At 67.6% G+C, this 20,287-nt stretch carries 20 protein-coding genes; 8 read left to right on the top strand and 12 right to left on the bottom strand.

Annotated features, from left to right (window positions below):
* Positions 1-5: 5 nt before the first annotated feature.
* Positions 6-890 (bottom strand): LysR family transcriptional regulator, encoded by an 885-nt coding sequence (locus ACFIMZ_RS14630; protein WP_431820134.1) that lies wholly within the window; start codon positions 888-890, stop codon positions 6-8.
* Between the two features lie 112 nt (positions 891-1,002).
* On the opposite strand from ACFIMZ_RS14630, the gene ACFIMZ_RS14625 reads away from it, so the two are divergent.
* Positions 1,003-1,440 carry a multidrug/biocide efflux PACE transporter gene (locus ACFIMZ_RS14625; RefSeq protein ID WP_431820133.1) on the top strand — a complete coding sequence of 146 codons (438 nt, stop codon included), beginning with the start codon at positions 1,003-1,005 and terminating at the stop codon, positions 1,438-1,440.
* Between the two features lie 7 nt (positions 1,441-1,447).
* On the opposite strand, the gene ACFIMZ_RS14620 is transcribed toward ACFIMZ_RS14625, so the two are convergent.
* The 7 genes from ACFIMZ_RS14620 to ACFIMZ_RS14590 form a co-directional block, all read right to left on the bottom strand.
* Positions 1,448-2,650: a chromate transporter gene (locus tag ACFIMZ_RS14620; protein ID WP_431820132.1), complete on the bottom strand. Its 1,203-nt coding sequence runs from the start codon at positions 2,648-2,650 to the stop codon at positions 1,448-1,450.
* Between the two features lie 182 nt (positions 2,651-2,832).
* Positions 2,833-5,172: a bifunctional diguanylate cyclase/phosphodiesterase gene (locus ACFIMZ_RS14615; protein WP_431820131.1), complete on the bottom strand. Its 2,340-nt coding sequence runs from the start codon at positions 5,170-5,172 to the stop codon at positions 2,833-2,835.
* A gap of 220 nt (positions 5,173-5,392) precedes the next feature.
* The gene (locus ACFIMZ_RS14610; protein ID WP_431820130.1) at positions 5,393-6,274 is read right to left on the bottom strand and encodes a PhzF family phenazine biosynthesis protein; all 882 of its coding nucleotides are present in this window, start codon (positions 6,272-6,274) and stop codon (positions 5,393-5,395) included.
* A gap of 10 nt (positions 6,275-6,284) precedes the next feature.
* Entirely contained in the window at positions 6,285-6,743 is a 459-nt protein-coding gene (locus ACFIMZ_RS14605; protein ID WP_010091080.1) for a RidA family protein, read from the bottom strand.
* A gap of 41 nt (positions 6,744-6,784) precedes the next feature.
* Positions 6,785-7,966 carry a PLP-dependent aminotransferase family protein gene (locus ACFIMZ_RS14600; protein ID WP_431820129.1) on the bottom strand — a complete coding sequence of 394 codons (1,182 nt, stop codon included), beginning with the start codon at positions 7,964-7,966 and terminating at the stop codon, positions 6,785-6,787.
* 153 nt (positions 7,967-8,119) lie between these two features.
* Positions 8,120-9,028: a DMT family transporter gene (locus ACFIMZ_RS14595; protein WP_431820128.1), complete on the bottom strand. Its 909-nt coding sequence runs from the start codon at positions 9,026-9,028 to the stop codon at positions 8,120-8,122.
* A gap of 33 nt (positions 9,029-9,061) precedes the next feature.
* Complete coding sequence (locus ACFIMZ_RS14590) at positions 9,062-9,748, bottom strand: VOC family protein (protein ID WP_431820127.1); 687 nt, start codon at positions 9,746-9,748, stop codon at positions 9,062-9,064.
* 225 nt (positions 9,749-9,973) lie between these two features.
* On the opposite strand from ACFIMZ_RS14590, the gene ACFIMZ_RS14585 reads away from it, so the two are divergent.
* Positions 9,974-11,431: a PLP-dependent aminotransferase family protein gene (locus tag ACFIMZ_RS14585; protein WP_431820126.1), complete on the top strand. Its 1,458-nt coding sequence runs from the start codon at positions 9,974-9,976 to the stop codon at positions 11,429-11,431.
* 115 nt (positions 11,432-11,546) lie between these two features.
* Here ACFIMZ_RS14585 and ACFIMZ_RS14580 read toward each other — a convergent pair whose 3' ends face one another.
* Positions 11,547-12,032: an AAA family ATPase gene (locus ACFIMZ_RS14580; protein ID WP_431820125.1), complete on the bottom strand. Its 486-nt coding sequence runs from the start codon at positions 12,030-12,032 to the stop codon at positions 11,547-11,549.
* Positions 12,033-12,305: 273 nt separating this feature from the next.
* On the opposite strand from ACFIMZ_RS14580, the gene htpG reads away from it, so the two are divergent.
* From htpG to ACFIMZ_RS14565, 3 genes are read left to right on the top strand one after another with little or no spacing between them, the layout of a single operon-like run.
* Complete coding sequence (gene htpG, locus ACFIMZ_RS14575; protein WP_431820124.1) at positions 12,306-14,204, top strand: molecular chaperone HtpG; 1,899 nt, start codon at positions 12,306-12,308, stop codon at positions 14,202-14,204.
* An 8-nt stretch (positions 14,205-14,212) separates the two neighbouring features.
* Positions 14,213-14,800 (top strand): chorismate--pyruvate lyase family protein, encoded by a 588-nt coding sequence (locus tag ACFIMZ_RS14570; RefSeq protein ID WP_431820123.1) that lies wholly within the window; start codon positions 14,213-14,215, stop codon positions 14,798-14,800.
* Positions 14,800-15,276 (top strand): DNA-deoxyinosine glycosylase, encoded by a 477-nt coding sequence (locus tag ACFIMZ_RS14565; protein WP_431820122.1) that lies wholly within the window; start codon positions 14,800-14,802, stop codon positions 15,274-15,276. The genes ACFIMZ_RS14570 and ACFIMZ_RS14565 overlap by 1 nt, the downstream gene beginning before the upstream one ends.
* Before the next feature lie 21 nt (positions 15,277-15,297).
* Here the strand turns inward: ACFIMZ_RS14565 and ACFIMZ_RS14560 are convergent, their stop codons facing one another.
* Positions 15,298-15,552 carry a hypothetical protein gene (locus ACFIMZ_RS14560; protein ID WP_431820121.1) on the bottom strand — a complete coding sequence of 85 codons (255 nt, stop codon included), beginning with the start codon at positions 15,550-15,552 and terminating at the stop codon, positions 15,298-15,300.
* Positions 15,553-15,709: 157 nt separating this feature from the next.
* Between ACFIMZ_RS14560 and ACFIMZ_RS14555 the strand changes: the two genes are divergently transcribed.
* The 3 genes from ACFIMZ_RS14555 to mctP all read left to right on the top strand — a co-directional run bounded on the left by ACFIMZ_RS14555 (position 15,710) and on the right by mctP (position 18,619).
* The gene (locus ACFIMZ_RS14555; RefSeq protein ID WP_431820120.1) at positions 15,710-16,627 is read left to right on the top strand and encodes a spermidine synthase; all 918 of its coding nucleotides are present in this window, start codon (positions 15,710-15,712) and stop codon (positions 16,625-16,627) included.
* A gap of 202 nt (positions 16,628-16,829) precedes the next feature.
* The gene (locus ACFIMZ_RS14550; protein ID WP_431820119.1) at positions 16,830-17,072 is read left to right on the top strand and encodes a DUF3311 domain-containing protein; all 243 of its coding nucleotides are present in this window, start codon (positions 16,830-16,832) and stop codon (positions 17,070-17,072) included.
* Positions 17,069-18,619: a monocarboxylate uptake permease MctP gene (gene mctP, locus ACFIMZ_RS14545; RefSeq protein ID WP_431820118.1), complete on the top strand. Its 1,551-nt coding sequence runs from the start codon at positions 17,069-17,071 to the stop codon at positions 18,617-18,619. The genes ACFIMZ_RS14550 and mctP overlap by 4 nt, the downstream gene beginning before the upstream one ends.
* A 63-nt stretch (positions 18,620-18,682) precedes the next feature.
* On the opposite strand, the gene ACFIMZ_RS14540 is transcribed toward mctP, so the two are convergent.
* Positions 18,683-19,135 (bottom strand): VOC family protein, encoded by a 453-nt coding sequence (locus ACFIMZ_RS14540; RefSeq protein WP_431820117.1) that lies wholly within the window; start codon positions 19,133-19,135, stop codon positions 18,683-18,685.
* A 186-nt stretch (positions 19,136-19,321) separates the two neighbouring features.
* The gene (gene tal / locus ACFIMZ_RS14535) at positions 19,322-20,275 is read right to left on the bottom strand and encodes a transaldolase (protein ID WP_431820116.1); all 954 of its coding nucleotides are present in this window, start codon (positions 20,273-20,275) and stop codon (positions 19,322-19,324) included.
* Between the last annotated feature and the right edge of the window lie 12 nt (positions 20,276-20,287).

Below are 20,287 nucleotides of genomic sequence, written 5' to 3'. Positions count from 1 at the left end.
GCCGCTCAGTCGGTGAGCATCGCGTCGAGCAGCCACGCGCCGGCGGGGCCGAGCGGCCGGCTGCGCGACCACACCGCATCGACCCGCACCCGGCGCGGCCAGCCGCGGGCGCGCAACTCGCACAGCCGGTCGCGCGCGAAATGCTCGACCATCCAGCGGGGCAATTCCGCCCATCCGAATCCCAGCACCGCCATCTCCAGCAGCATCAGGTAGCTCGGCGCCGACCAGCGGTGGGTGCCGGCGACGATCCGGCCGTCTTCGCCGCGCCCGTCCGGCATCGCATACGTGTTGAGCCGCAGCTCGCGCGCATCGCGCAGCGCGAGATGCGGCACCTCGGCGTCGCCGGACGCCGCGAGCGGGTGCGTGCGCCCGACGAACAGGCCGAACTCGGACTCCTCCGCGATCGTCGCCGCGCCGATGTCGGCGGGGTAGGCCGCGCGCGCGGCCATCAGCCCGAGTTGCGCGCGGCCCTGCTGGATCAGGTCCAGCACGTCCTCGTGCTCCGCGATCTGGCATTCGAGCTCCAGCGCCGGGAAGCGCCGTTCGAGCGCGGTCAGCGTCTCCTCGTAGCGCTTCGACTGGTAGGTGTCGGACACCACCAGCGTCAGCCGCGCCTCCTCGCCGCGCGCGAGCCGCGCGGCGGTGCGGTCGATCGCCGCGCCGGCCTCCAGCGCGCGCTGCACCTGCGGCAGCAGCGCGCGCCCGGCGTCGGTCAGCGTCGGCGTGCGCGTCGAGCGGTCGAACAGCGGCACGCCGAGATCGATCTCGAGGTTCGCGATCGCCTCCGAGACCGTCGACTGGCGCTTGCCGAGCTTGCGCGCGGCGGCGGTGAAGGAGCCGAGCAGCGCGGCTTCGGCGAACGCGAGCAACGCTTCGGGGGCGTGGCGCATACGGGGTCTCCTCGCATCGTTCTATCGGAAAAACCGATGATAACCAATTGGAATCATCCGGTCAGGCCGATCAGAATGGCGGGCATGGATGACACAGGACCCGAGGTTTGCGATGAAGCATACGAATAAAACGTTGATGGAACGGCTCGTGCACGCGCTGACGTTCGAACTGGTTGCGATCGCGCTGTGCGCGCCGCTCGGCGCGTGGCTGCTCGACATGCCGGTGGCGCACGTCGGCGCGCTGACGGTAATGGTTTCGCTGATCGCGATGGCATGGAACATGACGTTCAACACGCTGTTCGACCGGCTCGAGCGGCGCTTCGGCTGGGTGCGCAACGTGGGCCTGCGGATCGTGCACGCGGTCGCGTTCGAGCTGGGGCTCGTCGCGATGGTCGTGCCGCTCGCCGCATGGTGGCTCGGCATCGGTCTCGTCGAGGCGCTGCTGCTCGACCTCGGCATCGTGCTGTTCTTCCTGCCTTACACGTTCTGCTTCAACCTTGCGTACGACAGCCTGCGGGCGCGCCGGCTCGCGCGGCGCGTCGCCGCGTGAGCCGCGGTCAGTGCGCGGCCGCCCAGAGCCACGCGCCGCACGCGATCGCGACCGCGGCGTACACCGCGTACACGGGCACCTTGAAGCGCGCGAAGCACAGCGTCGCGAACGCGCCGGTGAGCCAGTAGACGGGGTCGGCCGGTTCGCGGTGCAGGATCTTCACGACGGCGACGACGAGAAACCCGGTCGTCGCCGCGCGCAGCAGCCGCATCCCGTGCTCGAAGCGGGAATGGCGCCTGAGGCGGAACAGGTGGCGCTGCGCGAACACGACGAGGCAGCCGGACGGGATGAACAGGGCGGCGGTCGCGAGGAGCGCGCCGCGCCAGCCGTCGGTCAGGTAGCCGAGAAACGGCACGACGTTCAGCAGCGGCCCCGGCGACACCGGCGACAGCGCGAATGCGAGCGTGAAGTCGTGATCGGAGATGCCTGTCTCGGGCGTGACGAACAGCGCCTTCAGCACCGGCAGCGCGGAAAAGCCCCCGCCGAACAGCGTCATGCCGGCGCCCGCGAGCCGCGGCCACAGCAGCGTCGCCTGGTAGTCGCCGGAAATCGGCAGCGCGAACAGCGCGACGAACGCCGCGAGCACGACGAGCAGCTTGCGGTCGCGCTTCGCCAGCGTGAAGTTGACCCGGCCGTCCTGCGACGGCCCGGTCAGCCAGCCCGAGGCAAACGCGGCGAACAGGATCACGACGAACGACGCGGGGCTGTGCGCGAACGCGAGCAGAAGCGTCGACACCGCCGCGATCGCCTGCTCGAGCCGCGCGCGCACCAGCGTGCGCAGCTGCTTGACCCACGTGACCCCGATCAGCGCGGCGAGCACCATGCTGAAGTGGTTGAGCATCACGGGCGCGGCGAGCGTGCGCACGAGCGGCGTGCGGTAGAAGACCGCGAACAGCGTCATCATCACGAAGAACGGCAGCACGCTCGCGAAGCCGGCGATCCACGCGCCGATGCGGCCGTGCAGCGTCTGGCCGACCTGGATCGCGACGTTGCAGCCGACGGGGCCGGGCATGAGCCAGGCCAGCGACACGATGTCGCCGAACGCGGGCGGCTCGATGCGCCGCAGGCGTTCGACATAGTGGCGCTCGAGCTGTGCCATCATCGCGAGCCCACCCCAGGACATGGCGGAAATGCCCATGACGACCTTGAAAAAGGCCCACAGGGATTCCTGCTCCACGTGCTGGGCGGCTTCGACTTCGACGCTCATCATGGCGTGTATGGAGGCGCGGACCCGTCGTCACTCGCGCGAACGGGCCCTGAATATAGGACGTGTGGCCATGGACGTACCTGCCTCAGGCATTGTCTGACCGATGGCGCGCGGCGGCCATGCGCGAAAACGCTAGGTAAACAAGTGGGCCGGACAACGAAACAACGTGTGTCCGGGGGCCTTGTTCAGGCGCCGGTGCTGCCTGTCGCGCGATGCGGGACGACTTTCGCGCGGTCGCCGCGCACGCCGTAGCGGGCGAGCAGCGCCGGGATCGCGTCGGCCGGCACCGGACGCGAGAACAGGAACCCCTGCGCTTCGATCTCGCCGAGCGCCGACAGCCACGCGACCTGTTCCTCGGTCTCCGTGCCTTCGACGACGACCGTCAGGCCGAGCGAGCGCGCGAGATGCACGATCGACGACACCATCACGCATACGCTGCGGTCGTTCGGGATCGCCTGCACGAACGAGCGGTCGACCTTCAGCGTGTCGACCGAAAAACGGTGCAGGTACGACAGCGACGAGTAGCCGGTGCCGAAATCGTCGAGCGCGATGCGGATGCCGAGCTTCTTGAGCGCGACGATCTTCTCGGAGACGAGCTCCGGATATTCCATCATCGCGGTCTCGGTAATCTCGAGTTCGAGGCGGCCGGCGTCGATGCCGGTTTCCTGCAGCGTGCGCGAGATCGTCTCGATCAGGTCGCCGCGCCAGAACTGCACGGGCGAAATGTTGACGGCGAGCGTCAGCGTGTCGTGCCCTTCGTCGCGCCAGCGCGCGATCTGCTCGCACGCGGTGCGGATCACGAAATCGCCGATCGGAACGATGAGGCCCGTCGATTCGGCAATCGAGATGAATTCGTTCGCGGAGATGATCCCGTGTTCCGGGTGGTCCCAGCGCGCGAGCGCCTCGAAGCCGGTGATGTGGCGGTGGGTGAGGTCGATCTTCGGCTGGTATGCGAGGAACAGCTGCCCTTCGGCGAGCGCGACGCGCAGCTGCTGTTCCCAGCGCATCAGGTGATCGGCGCGGTGCGACAGGTGCGGCGCGTAGAACTGGTAGCAGTTCTTGCCCGCGTCCTTCGCGCTGTACATCGCGAGGTCGGCCTTCTTCAGCAGGTCGATCTCGCTCTCGTTCGCGACCGTGTGCAGCGCGATGCCGATGCTCGCGTGCAGCACGAACGAGCTGCCGCGCACGTCGAACGGCTCGCCGAACATCCGGATGATCGCCTCGGCGAGCCGCACCGCGCGCCGCTCGACGTCGTCGCCCTTCATCACGACGACGAACTCGTCGCCGCCGATGCGCGACAGCGCGCCTTCGTCGCCGACCGCGTCGGCGAGGCGCGACGCCGTCATCTGCAGCACGATGTCGCCGGCGTTGTGGCCGAGCGTATCGTTGACCGTCTTGAAATTATCGAGGTCGATGAACAGCAAGCCGAGCCGCGACAGGCTCGACGGCATCGACACGTCGTTGCGCAGCCCGCGCAGCGTCGCGTAGCGGTTCGCGAGGCCGGTGAGCAGATCGTATTCGGCGAGCTGGGTCATCTCGCGCTCGCGGCCGAGCAGCTTGCCGATGAGCCCCGTCGCGACGCCGAAGAACGCGAGCATCGCGAGCGTGATGAAGCTCGTCATCAGCAGGTAGACGTTGCGCGTATGGTTGTAGTCGGCGAATTCCTCGGCCTGCGACAGGCCGACCATCACCGCGAGCGGATAACCGTCGAGATGGCGGTACGACACGATGCGCGTCACGTTGTCGATCGGATCGACGATCGTGCCCGAGACCCGCTCGGCGAGCGGGTACACGCCCGATGCCGAGAACGCGCCCGGCGCGTTGTTGAGCAGGCCGGTGCGGCGCGCGAGCACGGCGCCGGTGTCGGAGACGACCGCGATCACGCCTTCCTTGCCGATCGCCGCGTTGTTGTAGAAATCGTTCGTGAAGTAGCTCGGATCCTCGGACACGACCACCACGCCCGCGAAACTGCCGTCGGGATTGTTCAGTCGGCGCGTCATCTGCAGCGTCCAGTGGCTCGACACGCGGCCGAGCACGGGCCTGCTGATGTAGAGCTGGTCGTCGTTGCGATTCACGTGCACCTTGAAGTGCTCGCGGTCGGACAGGTCGATCGGCTGCGGATGGCGTTCGGTGGTGTTCGCGAACAGGATGCCCTTCGCGTTGACGAGCGACACCTGGATCAGCGTGTCGCTCGGCACGACGCCCTTCTCGACGGTGCTCGCGAGATTGAAGTTCGCGGGCGACTTCTCGAATTCGAACTTGACGAAGCGGGTGATCTGGTCGACCTGGTGGATCGCCTTGACGGTGTGCTGCTCGAGCGCGGACGACAGGATCGCCGCGGAAGCCGCCGCTTCCTTGTACGCGCTGTCCTTTTCGACGGACATCCGCACGACGATGACCGCCCACAGCAGCGCAAGCGCGAGCATCCCGAGCAGCGGGATCGCGAACAGCGCCCGGCGGCGCGACTTGCGCGGCGCGCGCAGCGGTCGGGTCGGCGGAGTATGGGATGACCGGGCGGAGCTCATCGAAAAAGGGGCGGCGTCCTGGCGCGCGTGCGCCATCCCGCAGGATGGCTGAATATGGGGTCGCGTCAGCGGCTGTTCATCTGCGGAAAGCGCATCTGTGGACAGACCCCCAAGCGACGGATTAGGCCCGATATTACTGGCTGGATCGTTTTTGCGATAGCTGGGTAAGCATAGCGCCGGCAGTCGCGGTGCGCATGGCGCGCCGCGAAATATCTGACGATCAGACGGAAAGCCGGAAACTGCCGTCGACGATCGTGACGACGCTGCCGCCGATCCACGTCGTGCCGCCGTCGTCGTAGGCGACGGAAATGCGGCCGTCGCGGCCGATGGCCGTGCCCTGGCGGGCGGTATACGACGGTCCGGGGCGGCGCTGCTGGCGGGTCAGCACGCCGGCCAGCGCGGCGTTCGCGCTGCCGGTGGCGGGGTCTTCGCCGGTGGCGAAGCCGCCGCCCGTCATCAGGCAGCGAATCTCGAACGTCGCGGGGCCGCCCGGCGGATGCGGCGCGTAGGCCGCGACGCCGTGCGTGCCGTAGCGACGCGTGAGTGCGTCGAGCGCCGCCAGGTCCGGCGCCAGGCCGAGGCAGGCGTCGGCCGACTTCATCCGCACGACGAGCCACGGCGCGCCGTTGTCGACCGCGCACGGCTCGGCGTCCAGATCGACGTCCGGGCTGCGCAGGGCCGCCTCGAGCGCCGGGTAGTCCGCGCGCTCGAGCGGCGTGAACCGCGCGGGCGGCGCCGCGAACGCCCAGCAGTCGCCCTGCCGGCGCAGCGCCACCCGGCCGACCCCGCATTGCTGGATCAGCCGGCCCGGCGTGCGCGGCACGGCGCCGCTTTCGAGAAACGCGTGGGCGGTGCCGAGCGTCGGGTGGCCGGCGAACGGCAGCTCGCCGCCCGGCGTGAAGATCCGCAAGCGGTAGTCGGCGTCCGGGTCGGTCGGGGAGCACAGGAACGTCGTCTCCGACAGGTTGGTCCAGCGGGCGATCGCAAGCATGTCGTCGTCGCCGAGCGCGTCGGCGTCGAACACCACGGCGAGCGGGTTGCCCTTGAACGGCACCGACGTGAAGACGTCGACCTGCTTGAACCGGACGAGACGGCCGGGCATCGTGGCGCCGTTATGCGACTTCGGCGATCAGCTCGATCTCGACGCACGCGCCGAGCGGGATCTGCGCGACGCCGAACGCCGAGCGCGCGTGCTTGCCCGCGTCGCCGAACACGTCGGCGATCAGCTCGGACGCGCCGTTCGTCACGAGGTGCTGCTCGGTGAAGTCGAGCGTCGAGTTGACGAGGCTCATCAGCTTGACGATGCGCGTGACCTTGTTCAGGTCGCCCGTGTGCGCGTGCAGCGTTGCGAGCAGGTCGATCGCGATCGATCGCGCGGCCGCCTTGCCGTCCTCGGTCGTGAGGTCGGCGCCGAGCTTGCCGGCCCAGACCTTGCCGTCCTTCTTCGCGATGTGGCCGGACAGGTAGACCGTGTTGCCGCTTTGCGCGCTCATCACGTAGGCGGCAGCCGGGGCGCCGGCGGTCGGGAGCTCGATGCCGAGCGACTTCAGTTTGTCGTAGACGTTTGCCATCTGTTCGATTCCTCGTTGCGAGTCGTGAAAGGAAAGGGGGATCAGAGACGTTCGCGCAGCAGCTTGCCGAGCCGCGCGACGCCTTCCTCGATCTTCTCGGGCGGCACCGTGACGAACGACAGGCGCAGCGTGTTCTGCTGCGCGTCGTCCGCGAAGAACGGCGCGCCGGGCACGAACGCGACGTGGTTGGCCACGGCCGCGTCGAGCAGCTTCATGCTGTCGATCTGCTGCGGCAGCTTCACCCAGATGAACATCCCGCCTTCCGGACGGTTCCAGCTCACGCCTTCCGGCATGTGACGCGCGAGCGCGCCGAGCATCGCCTCGCATTGCGCGCCGTACAGCTGGCGGATCGTCGGGATGTGCTCGTCGAGGAAGCCGTCCTTGATCACTTCGTGCGCGATGCGCTGCGTGAGCGTCGGCGTATGCAGGTCGGTCGCCTGCTTTGCCTGCACGAGCTTGAAGTGGAGTTCCTCGGGGGCAATGATGTAGCCGATCCGCAGGCCCGGCGCGAGCACCTTCGAGAACGTGCCGAGGTGCACGATGTGGTCGGGCGCCATCGACAGCATCGTCGGCAGCGGCTCGCCCTGGTAGTTGAGCGCGCCGTACGGATCGTCCTCCAGCACCGGGAACGGGCTCGTCTGCGCGAACGCGGCGAGCGCGCGGCGGCGCTCGACGGGCAGGCGGCGGCCGGTCGGGTTCTGGAAGTTCGGCTGGGCGTAGAGCAGGCGCGCGCCTTGCGTCAGGTCGGGCGTGAGGCCCTCGGGCAGCAGGCCCTGCTCGTCGGTCGGCACCTGCACGTAGCGCGGCTCGTACAGCGAGAACGATTGCAGCGCGCCAAGGTAGGTCGGGGTTTCGACGAGGACCGGGCTGCCCGGGTCGACGAGCGCCTTGCCGAGCAGGTCGAGCGCCTGCTGCGAGCCGGTCGTGATCAGCACCTGAGACACGCGCACGCTGTAGCGCTCGGCGATCCACTCGCGCAGCGGCAGGTAGCCTTCGGTCGCGCTGTACTGCAGCGCCGCGGCCGGCGCATCGCGCAGCACGCGGTCCGCGGCGGCGCGCATGCGCTCGGCCGGGAACGTGGAGGGGGCGGGCAGGCCGCCTGCGAACGAGATGACTTCGGGGCGCTCCGTGACCTTCAGGATCTCGCGGATCGCAGAGCTCGTCAGCTTGCGGGCGCGTTCGGAAAGCTGCCAGTGCGGCGGATGCAGGTCGCTCGGATTCATATGTCTCCTCGTTCGGATATCAGGGTCAGTCATGATGGTCGGCCGGGCCGTTCGACTCGACGAAGCCGGGTAGGCTGGGTCGATGGACGAGCGGTCAGGCGCGGCCGGGTGGGCAAAACCGGTCAGGCAAAACGGCCATTATGGCGCACCAATTCAGCCAGCGCGAGCGGGTTGCGGAGCGGCGGTCACCGCGGCCCGCCGGCCGAGCATCACGGTCGCGATCACGGCGGCCGCGAACAGCCACGTCGACGGTGCGACGGTCTCGCCGAACAGCAGCGCCGAAAACGCGATCGTGAAGAAGATCTGCAGCAGCTGCACCTGGCCGACGCGCGCAGTGCCGCCCATCGCGAGGCCCGCGTACCACGCGAAGAAGCCGATGAACTGCGAGAACAGCGTCACGTAGCCGAACGCGAGCCACGTGCGCGGCGCGAGCGGGCCCGGGTGCGCCGCGTGCTGCATCCACGCGAGCCAGCCGACCGGCAGCACGAGGAACGGCGCGGAGACGACGAGCGCCCAGCAGATCACCTGCCAGCCGCCGATCTGGCGCGCGAGGCGCGCGCCTTCCGCGTAGCCGAGCGCGCCGATGCCGACCGCGGCGAGCATCAGCGCGTCGCCCGCCTGCAGCGTGCCGCCGCCGTCGCGCAGCGCGAACGCGATCACGAGCGCGCTGCCCGTCACCGCGCTGATCCAGAACGCCTTCGACGGCCGTTCGTGCGACAGCCAGGCCGCGTACAGCGCGACCAGCAGCGACTGCAGCCCGTTGACCACCGCGCCGTGCGACGCGGGCACCGTCTTCATCGCCCACGCGGAGAACACCGGATACCCGACGATCACGCCGGACGACACGATCGCGAGGCTTTTCAGCTGCGCGCGCGTCGGCAGCGGCTCGCGCCGCCACCACAGCAGCAGGCCGGCCGGCACCGCGGCGGCGAGCGCGCGGCCGAGCCCGTTGAGGAGCGGGTGCAGTTCGGCGACGACGATGCGCGTCATCGGCAGCGTCAGGCTGAAGATCATCACGCCGATGAGGCCGAGCAGCATGCCCCGGGTTTCGCGCGAATTCATGTCGGGAGTGTTTCCTTACGTCGTGTGAGCGGCTCAGCGCAGCGTGCGTGCGCCTTGGCGGGTGTCGAACTCGGCGACGAGCACGGGCGCGCCGGCGCCGGCTTCGAGGTCGAGCAGGTGGGCGGCGCCGAGCCAGTCGAGCTGGTCGCGCACCGTATCCGCGTGCGGATGGATGCCCCTGAGCGCCTTCAGCGCGACGCCGTCGTGCGGCAGCGCGTCGGACGGATGGCGCGGGCTGTCCCACTGGATCAGCGACGGCACGAGGCCGTCGCCGGCGCCTTGCCACGCGGGGAACGCGCCATCGTCGGGCACCGTCAGGCCCCAGCCCAGGTTGCCGCGCCGCATCGCGACGACGGGCGGGATGCGGGCCGGGTACTGGCGCTGCCACAGCGCGAGCTGGCGCGGCCGGTCGACCCGCGCGACCCAGTGCGCGAGGAACGGGCCGTGCGCGAGCCGCGCCTGCAGCGCCGGATCGTCGAGCGCGAACAGGCGCGGGCGCGGCGGTGCGCCGGTGTCGGCCGGCGCGTCGGGATCGATCGCGATCACTTCCAGATAAAGGCCGCCCCAGACGCCGAACAGCGCGTTGTGGGTGCGCATCAGCGGATGCCGGCCGCCGCCGGCCGGTTCGATGCCGAGCGCGTCGGCGACGTGGCGCACGCCTTCGTCGAGCGTGCGCGCGGCGACGACCAGATGGTCGAGTGTCAGGGAATGGGCTGCCATGAAGGTCGGAAAAGCAGGTCGGAAAGCCAAGGCGTCACGGTGGAAGGGCGCTCTGCCGGCCGGCGCATCAAGCTTGCTTGGCGCCGGCGGGCGGCCCTGTCCGGCAGGCGCCGCCGCCGGAAGCGGCGGCCGCGCGCCGCATGATCCGACCAACTGTAATCGTGCCGACCGGCACAGTAACGGTACAATCGCCGCGATACCCTTCGGTACAGTTGGAGCCTTGCCATGTCGACCGTCCCGCTCGATCAGATCCCTGTCCCGCACGACACCGCCACCCTCACGCTTGTCGAGCAGCTCGTCCAGTGGGCGCGGCGGCGCATCGACGAGCGGGTGTTCCGGCCCGGCATGCGGATGCCGTCGATCCGCAAGCTCGCGCTCGACAAGAGCGTGTCGCGTTTCACCGTCGTCGAGGCGTACGAGCGGCTCGTCGCGCAGGGCTACCTGGATTCGCGGCGCGGCTCGGGCTTCTACGTGCGCGAGCGGGTCGCCGGCCCGCAGCCGCTCGATCCGGTGTCGCGCGGCGCCGAGGCGGCGCCCGTCCACAATACGATCGATGTCGTCTGGCTGCTGCGCAACATGCTGCACACCGTCAGCCCGGAAAAGGGGCCGGGGCTCGGCTACCTGCCGAGCCGCTGGCTCGACGGCGAGCTGATCACCGGCGCGCTGCGCGCGCTCGGGCGGCAGGCCGGCGCGCACATGCTCGGCTTCGGCACCGCGCAAGGCTTCCTGCCGCTGCGCCAGCAGCTGCAGACGCGGCTCGCGGAAGTCGAGATCGGCGCGACGCCCGACCAGCTCGTGCTCGTGTCGGGCATCACGCAGGCGATCGACCTGATCGCGCGGATCTACGTGCGGCCGGGCGATGCGGTGATCGTCGGCGATCCGGCCTGGTTCCAGATGTTCGGTCGCTTCGCCGCGCAGGGTGCGCAGCTCGTCGGCGTGCCGTATACGCCGGACGGCCCCGATCTCGACGCGCTCGAGACGCTCGTGCAGATGTGGCGGCCGAAGATGTTCGTGATCAACTCGGTGCTGCAGAACCCGACCGGCACGTCGTTGTCCGCCGCGCAGGCGTTTCGGATCCTGAAGCTTGCGGAGGCGTACGACTTCCTCGTCGTCGAGGACGACGTCTACGGCGACCTGTGCCCGCCGAGCTATCCGGCGACGCGGCTCGCGAGCCTCGACCAGTTGAAGCGCGTGATCTATCTCGGCAGTTATTCGAAGACGCTCGCCGCGAACCTGCGGGTCGGCTATGTCGCCTGCGCGCCGGAGATCGCGAAGGCGGTGACCGACCAGAAGATGCTGGTCGGCATGACGACGCCCGAGCTCAACGAGCGCGTGCTGTACAAGATCCTGACCGAAGGGCATTACCGCCGCCACGTCGAGCGGCTGCGCGCGCGGCTCGACGGCGTGCGCGACAAGACTGCGCGGATGCTCGAGCGCACGGGCCTGCGCCTGTTCACGATGCCGGCGTCGGGCATGTTCCTGTGGGCCGACACGGGCGTCGATTCGGACGCGCTCGCGGCTGCCGCGCACGAGGAGGGCTTCCTGCTGACGCCGGGCAGCCTGTTCTCGCCGCAGCAGTCGCCGTCGACGTGGACCCGGTTCAATATCGCGAACTGCGGCGATCCGGCGTTGCCGGGGTTCTTGTCGCGGTATATCGACTCGGCCGCACGGCGCGCGTCATGAGCCGGATGCCATGGGCGGGCAGGCGGTCATGTGACCGGCCGGCCGAATTGTCGAATGGGATGCAAGCCAGGGGCTCGATGCGGACGTGAATGGGCATCGGAGTGTGTCGGCGGATTCAGCGGGCATGCATCGCGCGCATCGCTCCGATACACGATGAGGCGCCGCGGACGGAAACAACCTTGGCGGCGAGCTTGGAATCTCCGGCGAGAAACCTGTCCAGTCGCTGATCAAAGCTGTATGAAAAGCGGACCAGATGGATGGTGTTCCATAACGTCTCCCTCGGCCGTTTTCCCTCTGCCGACGACCTGAGATACCGTCTGATCAACCTCACGGCTCTCAACCAGAACGGGACGTCCACCTTGAGAATGAGCGAGCATTCGGCAAGAAACGGAGCCATGCGCTTGTCGTAAGCGCCCTCGACGATCCAGCTGTCCCTCGCGACAATTTCACCGATGGCGGCCGCCATCGATTCCTCCGAATGCTTGACGAAATCGGCTCCGCTCAGGTCCCAATAGATGCTGTCGAACTCAAATGCGGCAAGGTTGAACTCATGTGCGAGTCTTCCGGCAATTGTCGATTTTCCCGCCCCGGAGGGGCCCACGATGCAAACTCTCATATTCCGGCCTGAATTTAATCGCCTGAATATATAGGAGAATGAGCGGCGAGCCATTTCTTCGAAACCGGAGGCCGGCATCCCGACCGGCAAGAGGGACGCACCTGGCAAATTCCCGCCGAACGCGGGCGCCGCGCAACACCCTTGAAATCCCGCCACCCGTCCCCAGATAGGTGCGCACACCCGCCAGACCCGCTGGCCGCCCGGCATCGCGCGCCGCGCAACGGGGACACACCATTCAAGTAAGAGGACACTGAATCCATGGCACACGAAACGATGAGCTTTCAGGCAGAGGTCAAGCAACTCCTCCACCTGATGATTCATTCGCTTTACAGCAACAAGGAAATCTTCCTGCGCGAACTGGTGTCGAACGCGTCCGACGCCGCCGACAAGCTGCGCTTCGAGGCGCTCGCGAACAACGCGCTCTACGAGAACGATCCGAACCTGCGCATCCGCATCGGCTACGACAAGGCCGCGCGCACGATCACCATTGAAGACAACGGCATCGGCATGAGCCGCGACGAGGCGATCGCGAACCTCGGCACGATTGCGCGCTCGGGCACCAAGGAATTCTTCTCGAAGCTGTCCGGCGACCAGCAGAAGGACGCCGCGCTGATCGGCCAGTTCGGCGTCGGCTTCTACTCGGGCTTCATCGTCGCGGACAAGATCAGCGTCGAGACCCGCCGCGCCGGCCTGCCGGCCTCGGAAGGCGTGCGCTGGGAAAGCGCGGGCGAGGGCGACTTCACGGTCGACGCGATCGAGCGCGCGCAGCGCGGCACGACGATCACGCTGCATCTGCGCGAAGGCGAGGACGAGCTGCTGTCGTCGTACCGCCTGAAGTCGATCATCCAGAAGTACTCGGACCACATCGCGCTGCCGATCCTGATGCAGAAGGAAGAATGGGATCAGGAAAAGGGCGAGATGGTCCTGAAGGACGAGGACGAGACCGTCAACCAGGCCAGCGCGCTGTGGACCCGCTCGAAGAGCGACGTCACCGACGAGCAGTACAAGCAGTTCTACCAGCACGTCGCGCACGACCACCAGGATCCGCTCACGTGGACGCACAACCGCGTCGAGGGCCGCAGCGAATACACGCAGCTCTTGTTCGTGCCGGCGCACGCGCCGTTCGACCTGTGGAATCGCGACTACCGCGGCGGCCTGAAGCTGTACGTGAAGCGCGTGTTCATCATGGACGACGCCGAGCAGCTGCTGCCGCAATACCTGCGCTTCGTGAAGGGCGTCGTCGATTCGGCGGACCTGCCGCTCAACGTGTCGCGCGAGATCCTGCAGGAAAGCCGCGATGTGAAGGCGATCCGCGAAGGCGTGACGAAGCGCGCGCTGTCGATGCTCGAGGAGCTCGCGAACGCCGAGGACGATGCGGGCAAGGAGAAGTTCACGACGTTCTGGCGCGCGTTCGGCCAGGTGCTGAAGGAAGGGCTCGGCGAGGATCAGGCGAACCGCGAGCGCATCGCGAAGCTGCTGCGCTTCGCGTCGACGCACGGCGATACCGACGAGCAGGACGTGGCGCTCGCCGACTACGTCGCGCGGATGAAGCCCGAGCAGAGCAAGATCTACTACGTGACGGCCGATACGTGGCAGGCCGCGAAGAACAGCCCGCATCTCGAGGTGTTCCGCAAGAAGGGCGTCGAGGTGCTGCTGCTGACCGACCGCGTCGACGAGTGGATGCTGTCGTTCCTGCATGAATTCGACGGCAAGCCGCTCGCGAGCGTTGCGCGCGGCGACCTCGATCTCGGCGAGCTGAACGACGACGAGAAGAAGGCGCAGGAGCAGGCAGGCGACGCGATCAAGCCGGTCGTCGACAAGATGAAGGAAGCGCTCGGCGACAAGGTGAAGGACGTGCGCGTCACGTTCCGCCTGACCGATTCGCCGTCGTGCCTCGTCGCGGACGACAACGACATGAGCGGCTACCTGCAGCGGATGCTGAAGGCGGCCGGCCAGTCGGCCCCGTCGTTCCAGCCGATCCTCGAGATCAATCCCGAGCACGCGCTCGTCAGGCAGCTGAACGCCGACAGCGCCGATTTCGGCGACTGGTGCCACCTGCTGTTCGACCAGGCGCTGCTTGCAGAGGGCGGCATGCTGGACGATCCGGCGAGCTTCGTGAAGCGGACCAACGCGCTCCTGCTGTCGCGCGCTGCGTGAGCGCGCGAATGCGGTTCGACGGCGGGCAGTCGGGCTGGCGCGAGACGCCGCGGCCCGGCTGCACGCTCGACCAGCGGGACTGGCTGACGCGCGGCGGCTCGCTGACCGCGCATCTCGCGCGGCTCGGCCGCGTGAGCGTGCGCGTGACGCGCGAGGCGGTCGACGGGCCGTGGTTCGACGAGCACGCGGCGCTCGCGTGCGTGCCGCGCGCGCCGATGTGGGTGCGCGAGGTGATCCTGTCGGTCGACGGCACGCCGTACGTCGCCGCGCACAGCATTGCGCCGCTCGCCGCGAGCAAGGGCATCTGGCAGGCGATGCGGCGGCTGCGCACGCGGCCGCTCGCGGAGCTTTTGTACAGCGATCCGCAGGTCGAGCGCTCGGCGCTCGTCAGCCGGCGCGTGATCGCCGGTCATCCGCTGTATGCGCTCGCGAGCCATGCGCTCGGCGGCGCGCGTGCGCCGCACGCGTTCGCCGCGCGGCGCTCGGTGTTCCAGCGGCACGGTGCGCCGCTGATGGTGACCGAATGCATGCTGCCCGCGCTGTGGCGGCATGTCCAAGCGTATGGCGACGGGCCGCGCCTGTCTGGGGCCGCGTGATGCTGCAAGGTTTTCCGCCGGTCGTCGGGCCGGCCACCCATACGATGATCCTCGGCAGCTTTCCGGGTGAGGCGTCGCTGGACGCCACGCAGTACTACGCGCATCCGCGCAACCAGTTCTGGCGGTTGTTAGGTGCCGTACTTGGCGAACCGGAGTTGCACGAACTCGCTTACGAAGCGCGTCTCGAACGCGTGCTGACGCACGGCATCGGCATCTGGGATGTACTCGCCGCGTGCCACCGCGATGGGAGTCTCGATTCGGCGATTCGGAATGCCAAGCCCAACGATTTCGATTCATTGCGCGAGCATGCGCCGTTGTTGAAGAAGGTCTGCTTCAACGGCAAGACGGCAGGGCGGTTCGCGGAAGTGATCGGGGCCGCGGGCTATGAGACGCTCGTGCTGCCTTCGTCGAGCCCGGCGAATGCGATGCTGTCGTTCGAGCAGAAGCTGGCGCTTTGGCGAGGGATTCACTCCTGATTCGTGCCCGACGCGCTGGATTCAATCGTCGTCGCCCCATCGCCATTTCGGCTTTTCGCCCTTCAGCCAGCACACGACAACCAGCGCCGCGGACAGCACCGCAACGCACGAGCCGAATGCGAATGGCGCCTTGTGCGGCGGCAGAAGCCACACGCTCGCGACGAGTCCGAGCATATACAGAAGCAGCGCCACCCAGCCTTGCCAGGTGACCGGCAAGCCCCATCCCAGCCCATAGCGTTTGGCCGGAAACCAGATTTTCCTGTCGCTCGATGCCATGTGACCTCCGGCCGTCAATGGATGCAGCCTAGCGCCAACAGGCCGCGAAGTCATGCGCGATCGAAGCGCCTCGCTACGGCGCTGTCCAGGGTCGTCCCCCGCCGCCAATGCTATCCTCTCGTCCGCAAAACCCGCTTCACCCCTGCGAGATTCATTCATGACCCGACTGATCAAGCGCGCGTCCGCCGAGGCGCGCGCATTCAAGCGCGACGAGCCGTCCGCGTACAACGGCTCCTCGAAACTCAAGCCGCCGCGCGTGAAGCGCCGTGCGGACATCGACGAACACGACGACGTGCCCGTCCTCGAAGCGCCGCGCAAGCCGCGCTTCGCGCCGGTGACGTTCTCCGAGGAGCGCGGCGTGCGCTACCTGCACTTCGGCACCGAATGGGTGCAGGGTGCGATGCGAATCTCGAAGCCGCTCCATATCGAGCTCGAGTATGCGCAGCAGATGATGGCCTGGCTGCTGTTCCTCGAAACGCCCGCGCGCATCGTGCAGCTCGGGCTCGGCACGGGCGCCTTGACCAAGTTCGCGCACCGCTTCCTGCCGCACGCGAAGGTCGAGGCGGTCGAGCTGAACCCGGCCGTGATCGTCGCCGCGCGCACGATGTTCGCGCTGCCGCCCGACGACGCGCGCCTCGCCGTCCACGAAGCGGACGCGTGGGACTTCGTCAACGACGCGGCCAACCGCGGCACCACCGGCGCGATCCAGATCGACCTGTACGATGCGACCGCGCGCGGCCCGGTGCTCGACAGCGTCGCGTTCTACCGCGCGGTGCGCGGCTGCCTCGCCGACGCGGGCATCGCGACGATCAACCTGTTCGGCGATCATCCGAGCTTCGTGCGCAACATGAAGCACCTGAACGCGGCGTTCGACAATCGCGTGATCGCGCTGCCGGAAGTGCACGACGGCAACCGGATCGCGCTCGCGTTCTCGGGGCCCGCGCTCGACGTGACGTTCGCTGAGCTCGACGCGCGCGCGAAGGTGATCGAGGCGGCCGTCAACCTGCCCGCGCGCAAGTGGGTGAAAGCTTTGAAAGCGTCGGTCGCGCCGAACGCGGCGTCGTTCTCGATCTGACGTTTCATGCGCCGGCCGGATGCCGGCGCGCCCGCGCGACAGGGACGGATCGTCCGGGTTCGTCCCCGCTTGACCGCGCTGATGTGGCTCCTATACTGGCGCGAAGCCAGGGGAGCCGCAGCCTACCCGTTTCGCCGCTCCTCTCGCCGCCGTACCCGTTCAAGACAAGAACATCGATAACCGGGAATGATGAGGAGACGTCATGGCTCACAATGCCGACGCCAACCGGGCCGCGAAGCGCTGGCTCTGGCTGCTGGTGCTGCCGCTGATCGCGATGGTCTGGGTGCCGTCATACAACAAGGTCGATCCGCCATGGTTCGGCTTTCCGTTCTTCTACTGGTACCAGCTTCTGTGGGTCCTCATTAGCGCGGTGATCACCGCGTTCGTCTACCTCAAGACCAAGAACGCGTGGACGGGGGGCAGCACGCAAGGAGGCCGTCGATGAATCTTGCCGCGACCTTCGTTTTCGTCCTGCTCTTCATCGGCGTCACGATCATCGGCTTCCTCGCCGCGAACTGGCGGCGCGGCGACCTCGCGCATCTCGACGAGTGGGGCCTGGGCGGCCGCCGCTTCGGCACGATCGTCACGTGGTTCCTGCTCGGCGGCGACCTCTATACCGCATACACGTTCGTCGCGGTGCCGGCGCTCGTGTTCGGCGCGGGCGCGATGGGCTTCTTTGCGCTGCCGTACACGATCGTCATCTATCCGTTCGCGTTCGTCGTGTTCCCGAAGCTGTGGAGCATCGCGAAGCGGCACGGCTACGTGACCGCCGCCGACTTCGTCAATGCGCGCTACGGCAGCCGGATGCTCGCGCTCGCGATCGCGGTGACGGGCATCGTCGCGACGATGCCGTACATCGCGCTGCAGCTGGTCGGCATCGAGGTCGTGATCGGCGCACTCGGCTTCGACACGACCGGCTTCGTCGGCGACCTGCCGCTCATCATCGCGTTCGCGATCCTCGCCGCATACACGTACACGTCGGGCCTGCGCGCACCCGCGATGATCGCGATCGTGAAGGACGTGCTGATCTACATCACGATCGCGGCGGCAGTCATCGTGATCCCGGCGAAGCTCGGCGGCTTCGGGCAGATCTTCGCCCACGTGCCGCCCGCGAAGCTGCTGCTGAAGGCGCCGGATGCGACGAGCCTGAACGGCTACAGCGCGTACGCAACGCTCGCGATCGGCTCGGCGCTCGCGCTGTTCCTGTATCCGCATTCGGTCACGGCGATCCTGTCGTCGTCATCCGGCAACTCGATCCGCCGCAACATGGCGATGCTGCCCGCATACTCGTTCGTGCTCGGCCTGCTTGCGCTGCTCGGCTACATGGCGCTCGCGTCGGGCGTGAAGGACATGCCGCAGTATGCGTCGTACTTCAAGGCGTTCGGCCCGAACTTCGCGGTGCCCGCGCTGTTCCTCGAGTACTTTCCGTCGTGGTTCGTCGGCGTCGCGTTCGCGGCGATCGGCATCGGCGCACTGGTGCCGGCGGCGATCATGTCGATTGCGGCCGCGAACCTGTACACGCGCAACATCCACCGCGAGTTCGTCAACCGCAACATGACGCACGACCAGGAGACCCACGTCGCGAAGCTGGTGTCGCTGATCGTGAAGGTCGGGGCGGTCGCGTTCGTCCTCGGCTTGCCGCTGACCTACGCGATCCAGCTGCAACTGCTCGGCGGGATCTGGATCATCCAGACGCTGCCCGCGATCGTGCTCGGCCTCTACACGCGCGTGCTCGACTATCGCGGCCTGCTGCTCGGCTGGGCGGCCGGCATCGTGTGCGGCACGTGGATGGCGATCTCGCTGAAGCTCGCGAGCTCGATCTTCACGATCCACCTGTTCGGCTATGCGATTCCCGGCTATGCGGCGGTGTGGTCGCTGGTCGTGAACCTCGTGGTCGCGATCGTCGCGAGCGTGCTCGTGCGGGTGACGGGAATGGCGCATGCGGAAGACCGCACGCGGCCGGAGGATTATCTCGACGTCGTCGAGAGCTGACGCGCGTCGAACGCGCAGAAACGCAAACGCCCGCCACCGGAAGGTGGCGGGCGTTTTTTCGCGTCAGCCCTCCGCGCGCTTCGCGAGATCCTCGCGCTGCGACAGATCCTCGACGTTGATCATCCACTGCACGCCGAAACGGTCCTTCAGCATTCCGAAGCCGAGCGCCCAGAAAGTCTTCTGAAAGGGCATCGTCACTTCGCCACCGTCGGCGAGCGCATCGAACAGCTTCTTGCCTTCGTCGACGCTCGCCGGGTTCAGCGACAGCGAATAACCGGTGTGCGTGCCGCCCGTATTGCGGCAGTCGCCGTCCGAGCACATGAGCATCGAATCGCCGATCGTGAAGCTCGCATGCATGATCTTGTCCGCCATCTCGGGCGTGATCGGCTGGTCGGGGTTCGGCGGCGCGTCCTTGAAGTGCATCTTGAACATCGTCTTCGCGCCGAGCGCCTTTTCGTAGAACTGAAGGGCAGCTTCGGCCTGGCCGTAGAAGGTCAGGTACGGTTGAACTTGCATCGTTGTCTCCTGTTCCGGGATGAGCGTCCGGGAAGCGGCCGGTGCGCCCGTGACGTGGATTGTAGTGCGTGGGGCTGACAGAGCGATGAAAAAAACGGCCGCGAACACGAGGTTCGCGGCCGTTTCCGGCACGACTGCTGACAACTGTTGTCAGCGTGACTGCCGCCTGCTGACGTTCGGCACGGTTCAGCGCAGCGCGTCGATCAGCTTCTCGAGCTTCACCGCGTCGGCGGCGAACGTGCGGATGCCTTCGGCGAGCTTCTCGGTCGCCATCGCGTCGTCGTTCAGCTGGAAGCGGAACGACGCCTCGTCTATCGCGACCCGCGCGGCGGGCACATCCGTGAGCGCGTCCGGCGACAGCTTGCGCGTGACCGTCTCGTTGCTGTCCTGCAGCTTCTGCAGCAAATCGGGACTGATGGTCAGCAGGTCGCAGCCTGCGAGCTCGACGATCTGGCTCGTCGTGCGGAAGCTCGCGCCCATCACCTCGGTGTGGTAGTCGAAGGTCTTGTAGTACGTGTAGATGCGGCGCACCGACTGTACGCCCGGATCGTTCGCGCCGCCGTTCTTCACTTCATCCCATGCGGCGCCGGCCTGCTTCTTGTACCAGTCGTAGATGCGGCCGACGAACGGCGAGATCAGCTGCGCGCCGGCTTCGGCGCACGCGGCGGCCTGCACCAGCGAGAAAAGCAGGGTCATGTTGCACTTGATCCCTTCCTTCTGCAGCACCTCGGCCGCGCGGATGCCTTCCCAGGTCGACGCGAGCTTGATCAGGATGCGCTCGCGGCCGATGCCGGCGGCTTCGTAGAGCTTGATGAGCTCGTGCGCCTTGTCGACGGAGCGCTTCGCGTCGAACGACAGGCGCGCGTCGACTTCGGTCGACACGCGGCCCGGGATCAGCTTCAGGATTTCGGTGCCGAATGCGATCAGCAGGCGGTCGATGATGAAGTCGGTGCTTTCGTTGCGGTGATCGCGGACGGTTTTTTCGAGGATCGGCTTGTACGCATCCTTCTGGACCGCTTTCAGGATCAGCGACGGGTTCGTGGTCGCGTCCCGCGGCTGGTATTGCGCGAGCTGCTGGAAATCGCCCGTGTCGGCGACGACGGTGGTGTACTGCTTCAGCTGGTCGAGTGCGGTAGTCATGGCGATTCGAGA

Source organism: Burkholderia sp. F1 (assembly GCF_050813845.1).
In the GTDB taxonomy this organism is placed as follows: domain Bacteria; phylum Pseudomonadota; class Gammaproteobacteria; order Burkholderiales; family Burkholderiaceae; genus Burkholderia; species Burkholderia ubonensis.
Note: the sequence above shows the minus strand (reverse complement) of the source record. Positions and strands in the feature narration are given on the sequence as shown.

What these genes read in the sequence shown, in the direction of transcription:
- ACFIMZ_RS14610 (WP_431820130.1), bottom strand. Translation starts at nt 6,274, where the DNA reads ATGCCCGGCCGTCTCGTCCGGTTCAAGCAGGTCGACGTCTTCACGTCG.
- ACFIMZ_RS14615 (WP_431820131.1), bottom strand. Translation starts at nt 5,172, where the DNA reads ATGAGCTCCGCCCGGTCATCCCATACTCCGCCGACCCGACCGCTGCGC.
- ACFIMZ_RS14620 (WP_431820132.1), bottom strand. Translation starts at nt 2,650, where the DNA reads ATGATGAGCGTCGAAGTCGAAGCCGCCCAGCACGTGGAGCAGGAATCC.
- ACFIMZ_RS14565 (WP_431820122.1), top strand. Translation starts at nt 14,800, where the DNA reads ATGCTGCAAGGTTTTCCGCCGGTCGTCGGGCCGGCCACCCATACGATG.
- ACFIMZ_RS14600 (WP_431820129.1), bottom strand. Translation starts at nt 7,966, where the DNA reads ATGAATCCGAGCGACCTGCATCCGCCGCACTGGCAGCTTTCCGAACGC.
- ACFIMZ_RS14540 (WP_431820117.1), bottom strand. Translation starts at nt 19,135, where the DNA reads ATGCAAGTTCAACCGTACCTGACCTTCTACGGCCAGGCCGAAGCTGCC.
- ACFIMZ_RS14605 (WP_010091080.1), bottom strand. Translation starts at nt 6,743, where the DNA reads ATGGCAAACGTCTACGACAAACTGAAGTCGCTCGGCATCGAGCTCCCG.
- ACFIMZ_RS14630 (WP_431820134.1), bottom strand. Translation starts at nt 890, where the DNA reads ATGCGCCACGCCCCCGAAGCGTTGCTCGCGTTCGCCGAAGCCGCGCTG.
- ACFIMZ_RS14570 (WP_431820123.1), top strand. Translation starts at nt 14,213, where the DNA reads ATGCGGTTCGACGGCGGGCAGTCGGGCTGGCGCGAGACGCCGCGGCCC.
- ACFIMZ_RS14585 (WP_431820126.1), top strand. Translation starts at nt 9,974, where the DNA reads ATGTCGACCGTCCCGCTCGATCAGATCCCTGTCCCGCACGACACCGCC.
- ACFIMZ_RS14595 (WP_431820128.1), bottom strand. Translation starts at nt 9,028, where the DNA reads ATGAATTCGCGCGAAACCCGGGGCATGCTGCTCGGCCTCATCGGCGTG.
- htpG (WP_431820124.1), top strand. Translation starts at nt 12,306, where the DNA reads ATGGCACACGAAACGATGAGCTTTCAGGCAGAGGTCAAGCAACTCCTC.
- ACFIMZ_RS14560 (WP_431820121.1), bottom strand. Translation starts at nt 15,552, where the DNA reads ATGGCATCGAGCGACAGGAAAATCTGGTTTCCGGCCAAACGCTATGGG.
- mctP (WP_431820118.1), top strand. Translation starts at nt 17,069, where the DNA reads ATGAATCTTGCCGCGACCTTCGTTTTCGTCCTGCTCTTCATCGGCGTC.
- ACFIMZ_RS14625 (WP_431820133.1), top strand. Translation starts at nt 1,003, where the DNA reads ATGAAGCATACGAATAAAACGTTGATGGAACGGCTCGTGCACGCGCTG.
- ACFIMZ_RS14550 (WP_431820119.1), top strand. Translation starts at nt 16,830, where the DNA reads ATGGCTCACAATGCCGACGCCAACCGGGCCGCGAAGCGCTGGCTCTGG.
- ACFIMZ_RS14590 (WP_431820127.1), bottom strand. Translation starts at nt 9,748, where the DNA reads ATGGCAGCCCATTCCCTGACACTCGACCATCTGGTCGTCGCCGCGCGC.
- ACFIMZ_RS14555 (WP_431820120.1), top strand. Translation starts at nt 15,710, where the DNA reads ATGACCCGACTGATCAAGCGCGCGTCCGCCGAGGCGCGCGCATTCAAG.
- tal (WP_431820116.1), bottom strand. Translation starts at nt 20,275, where the DNA reads ATGACTACCGCACTCGACCAGCTGAAGCAGTACACCACCGTCGTCGCC.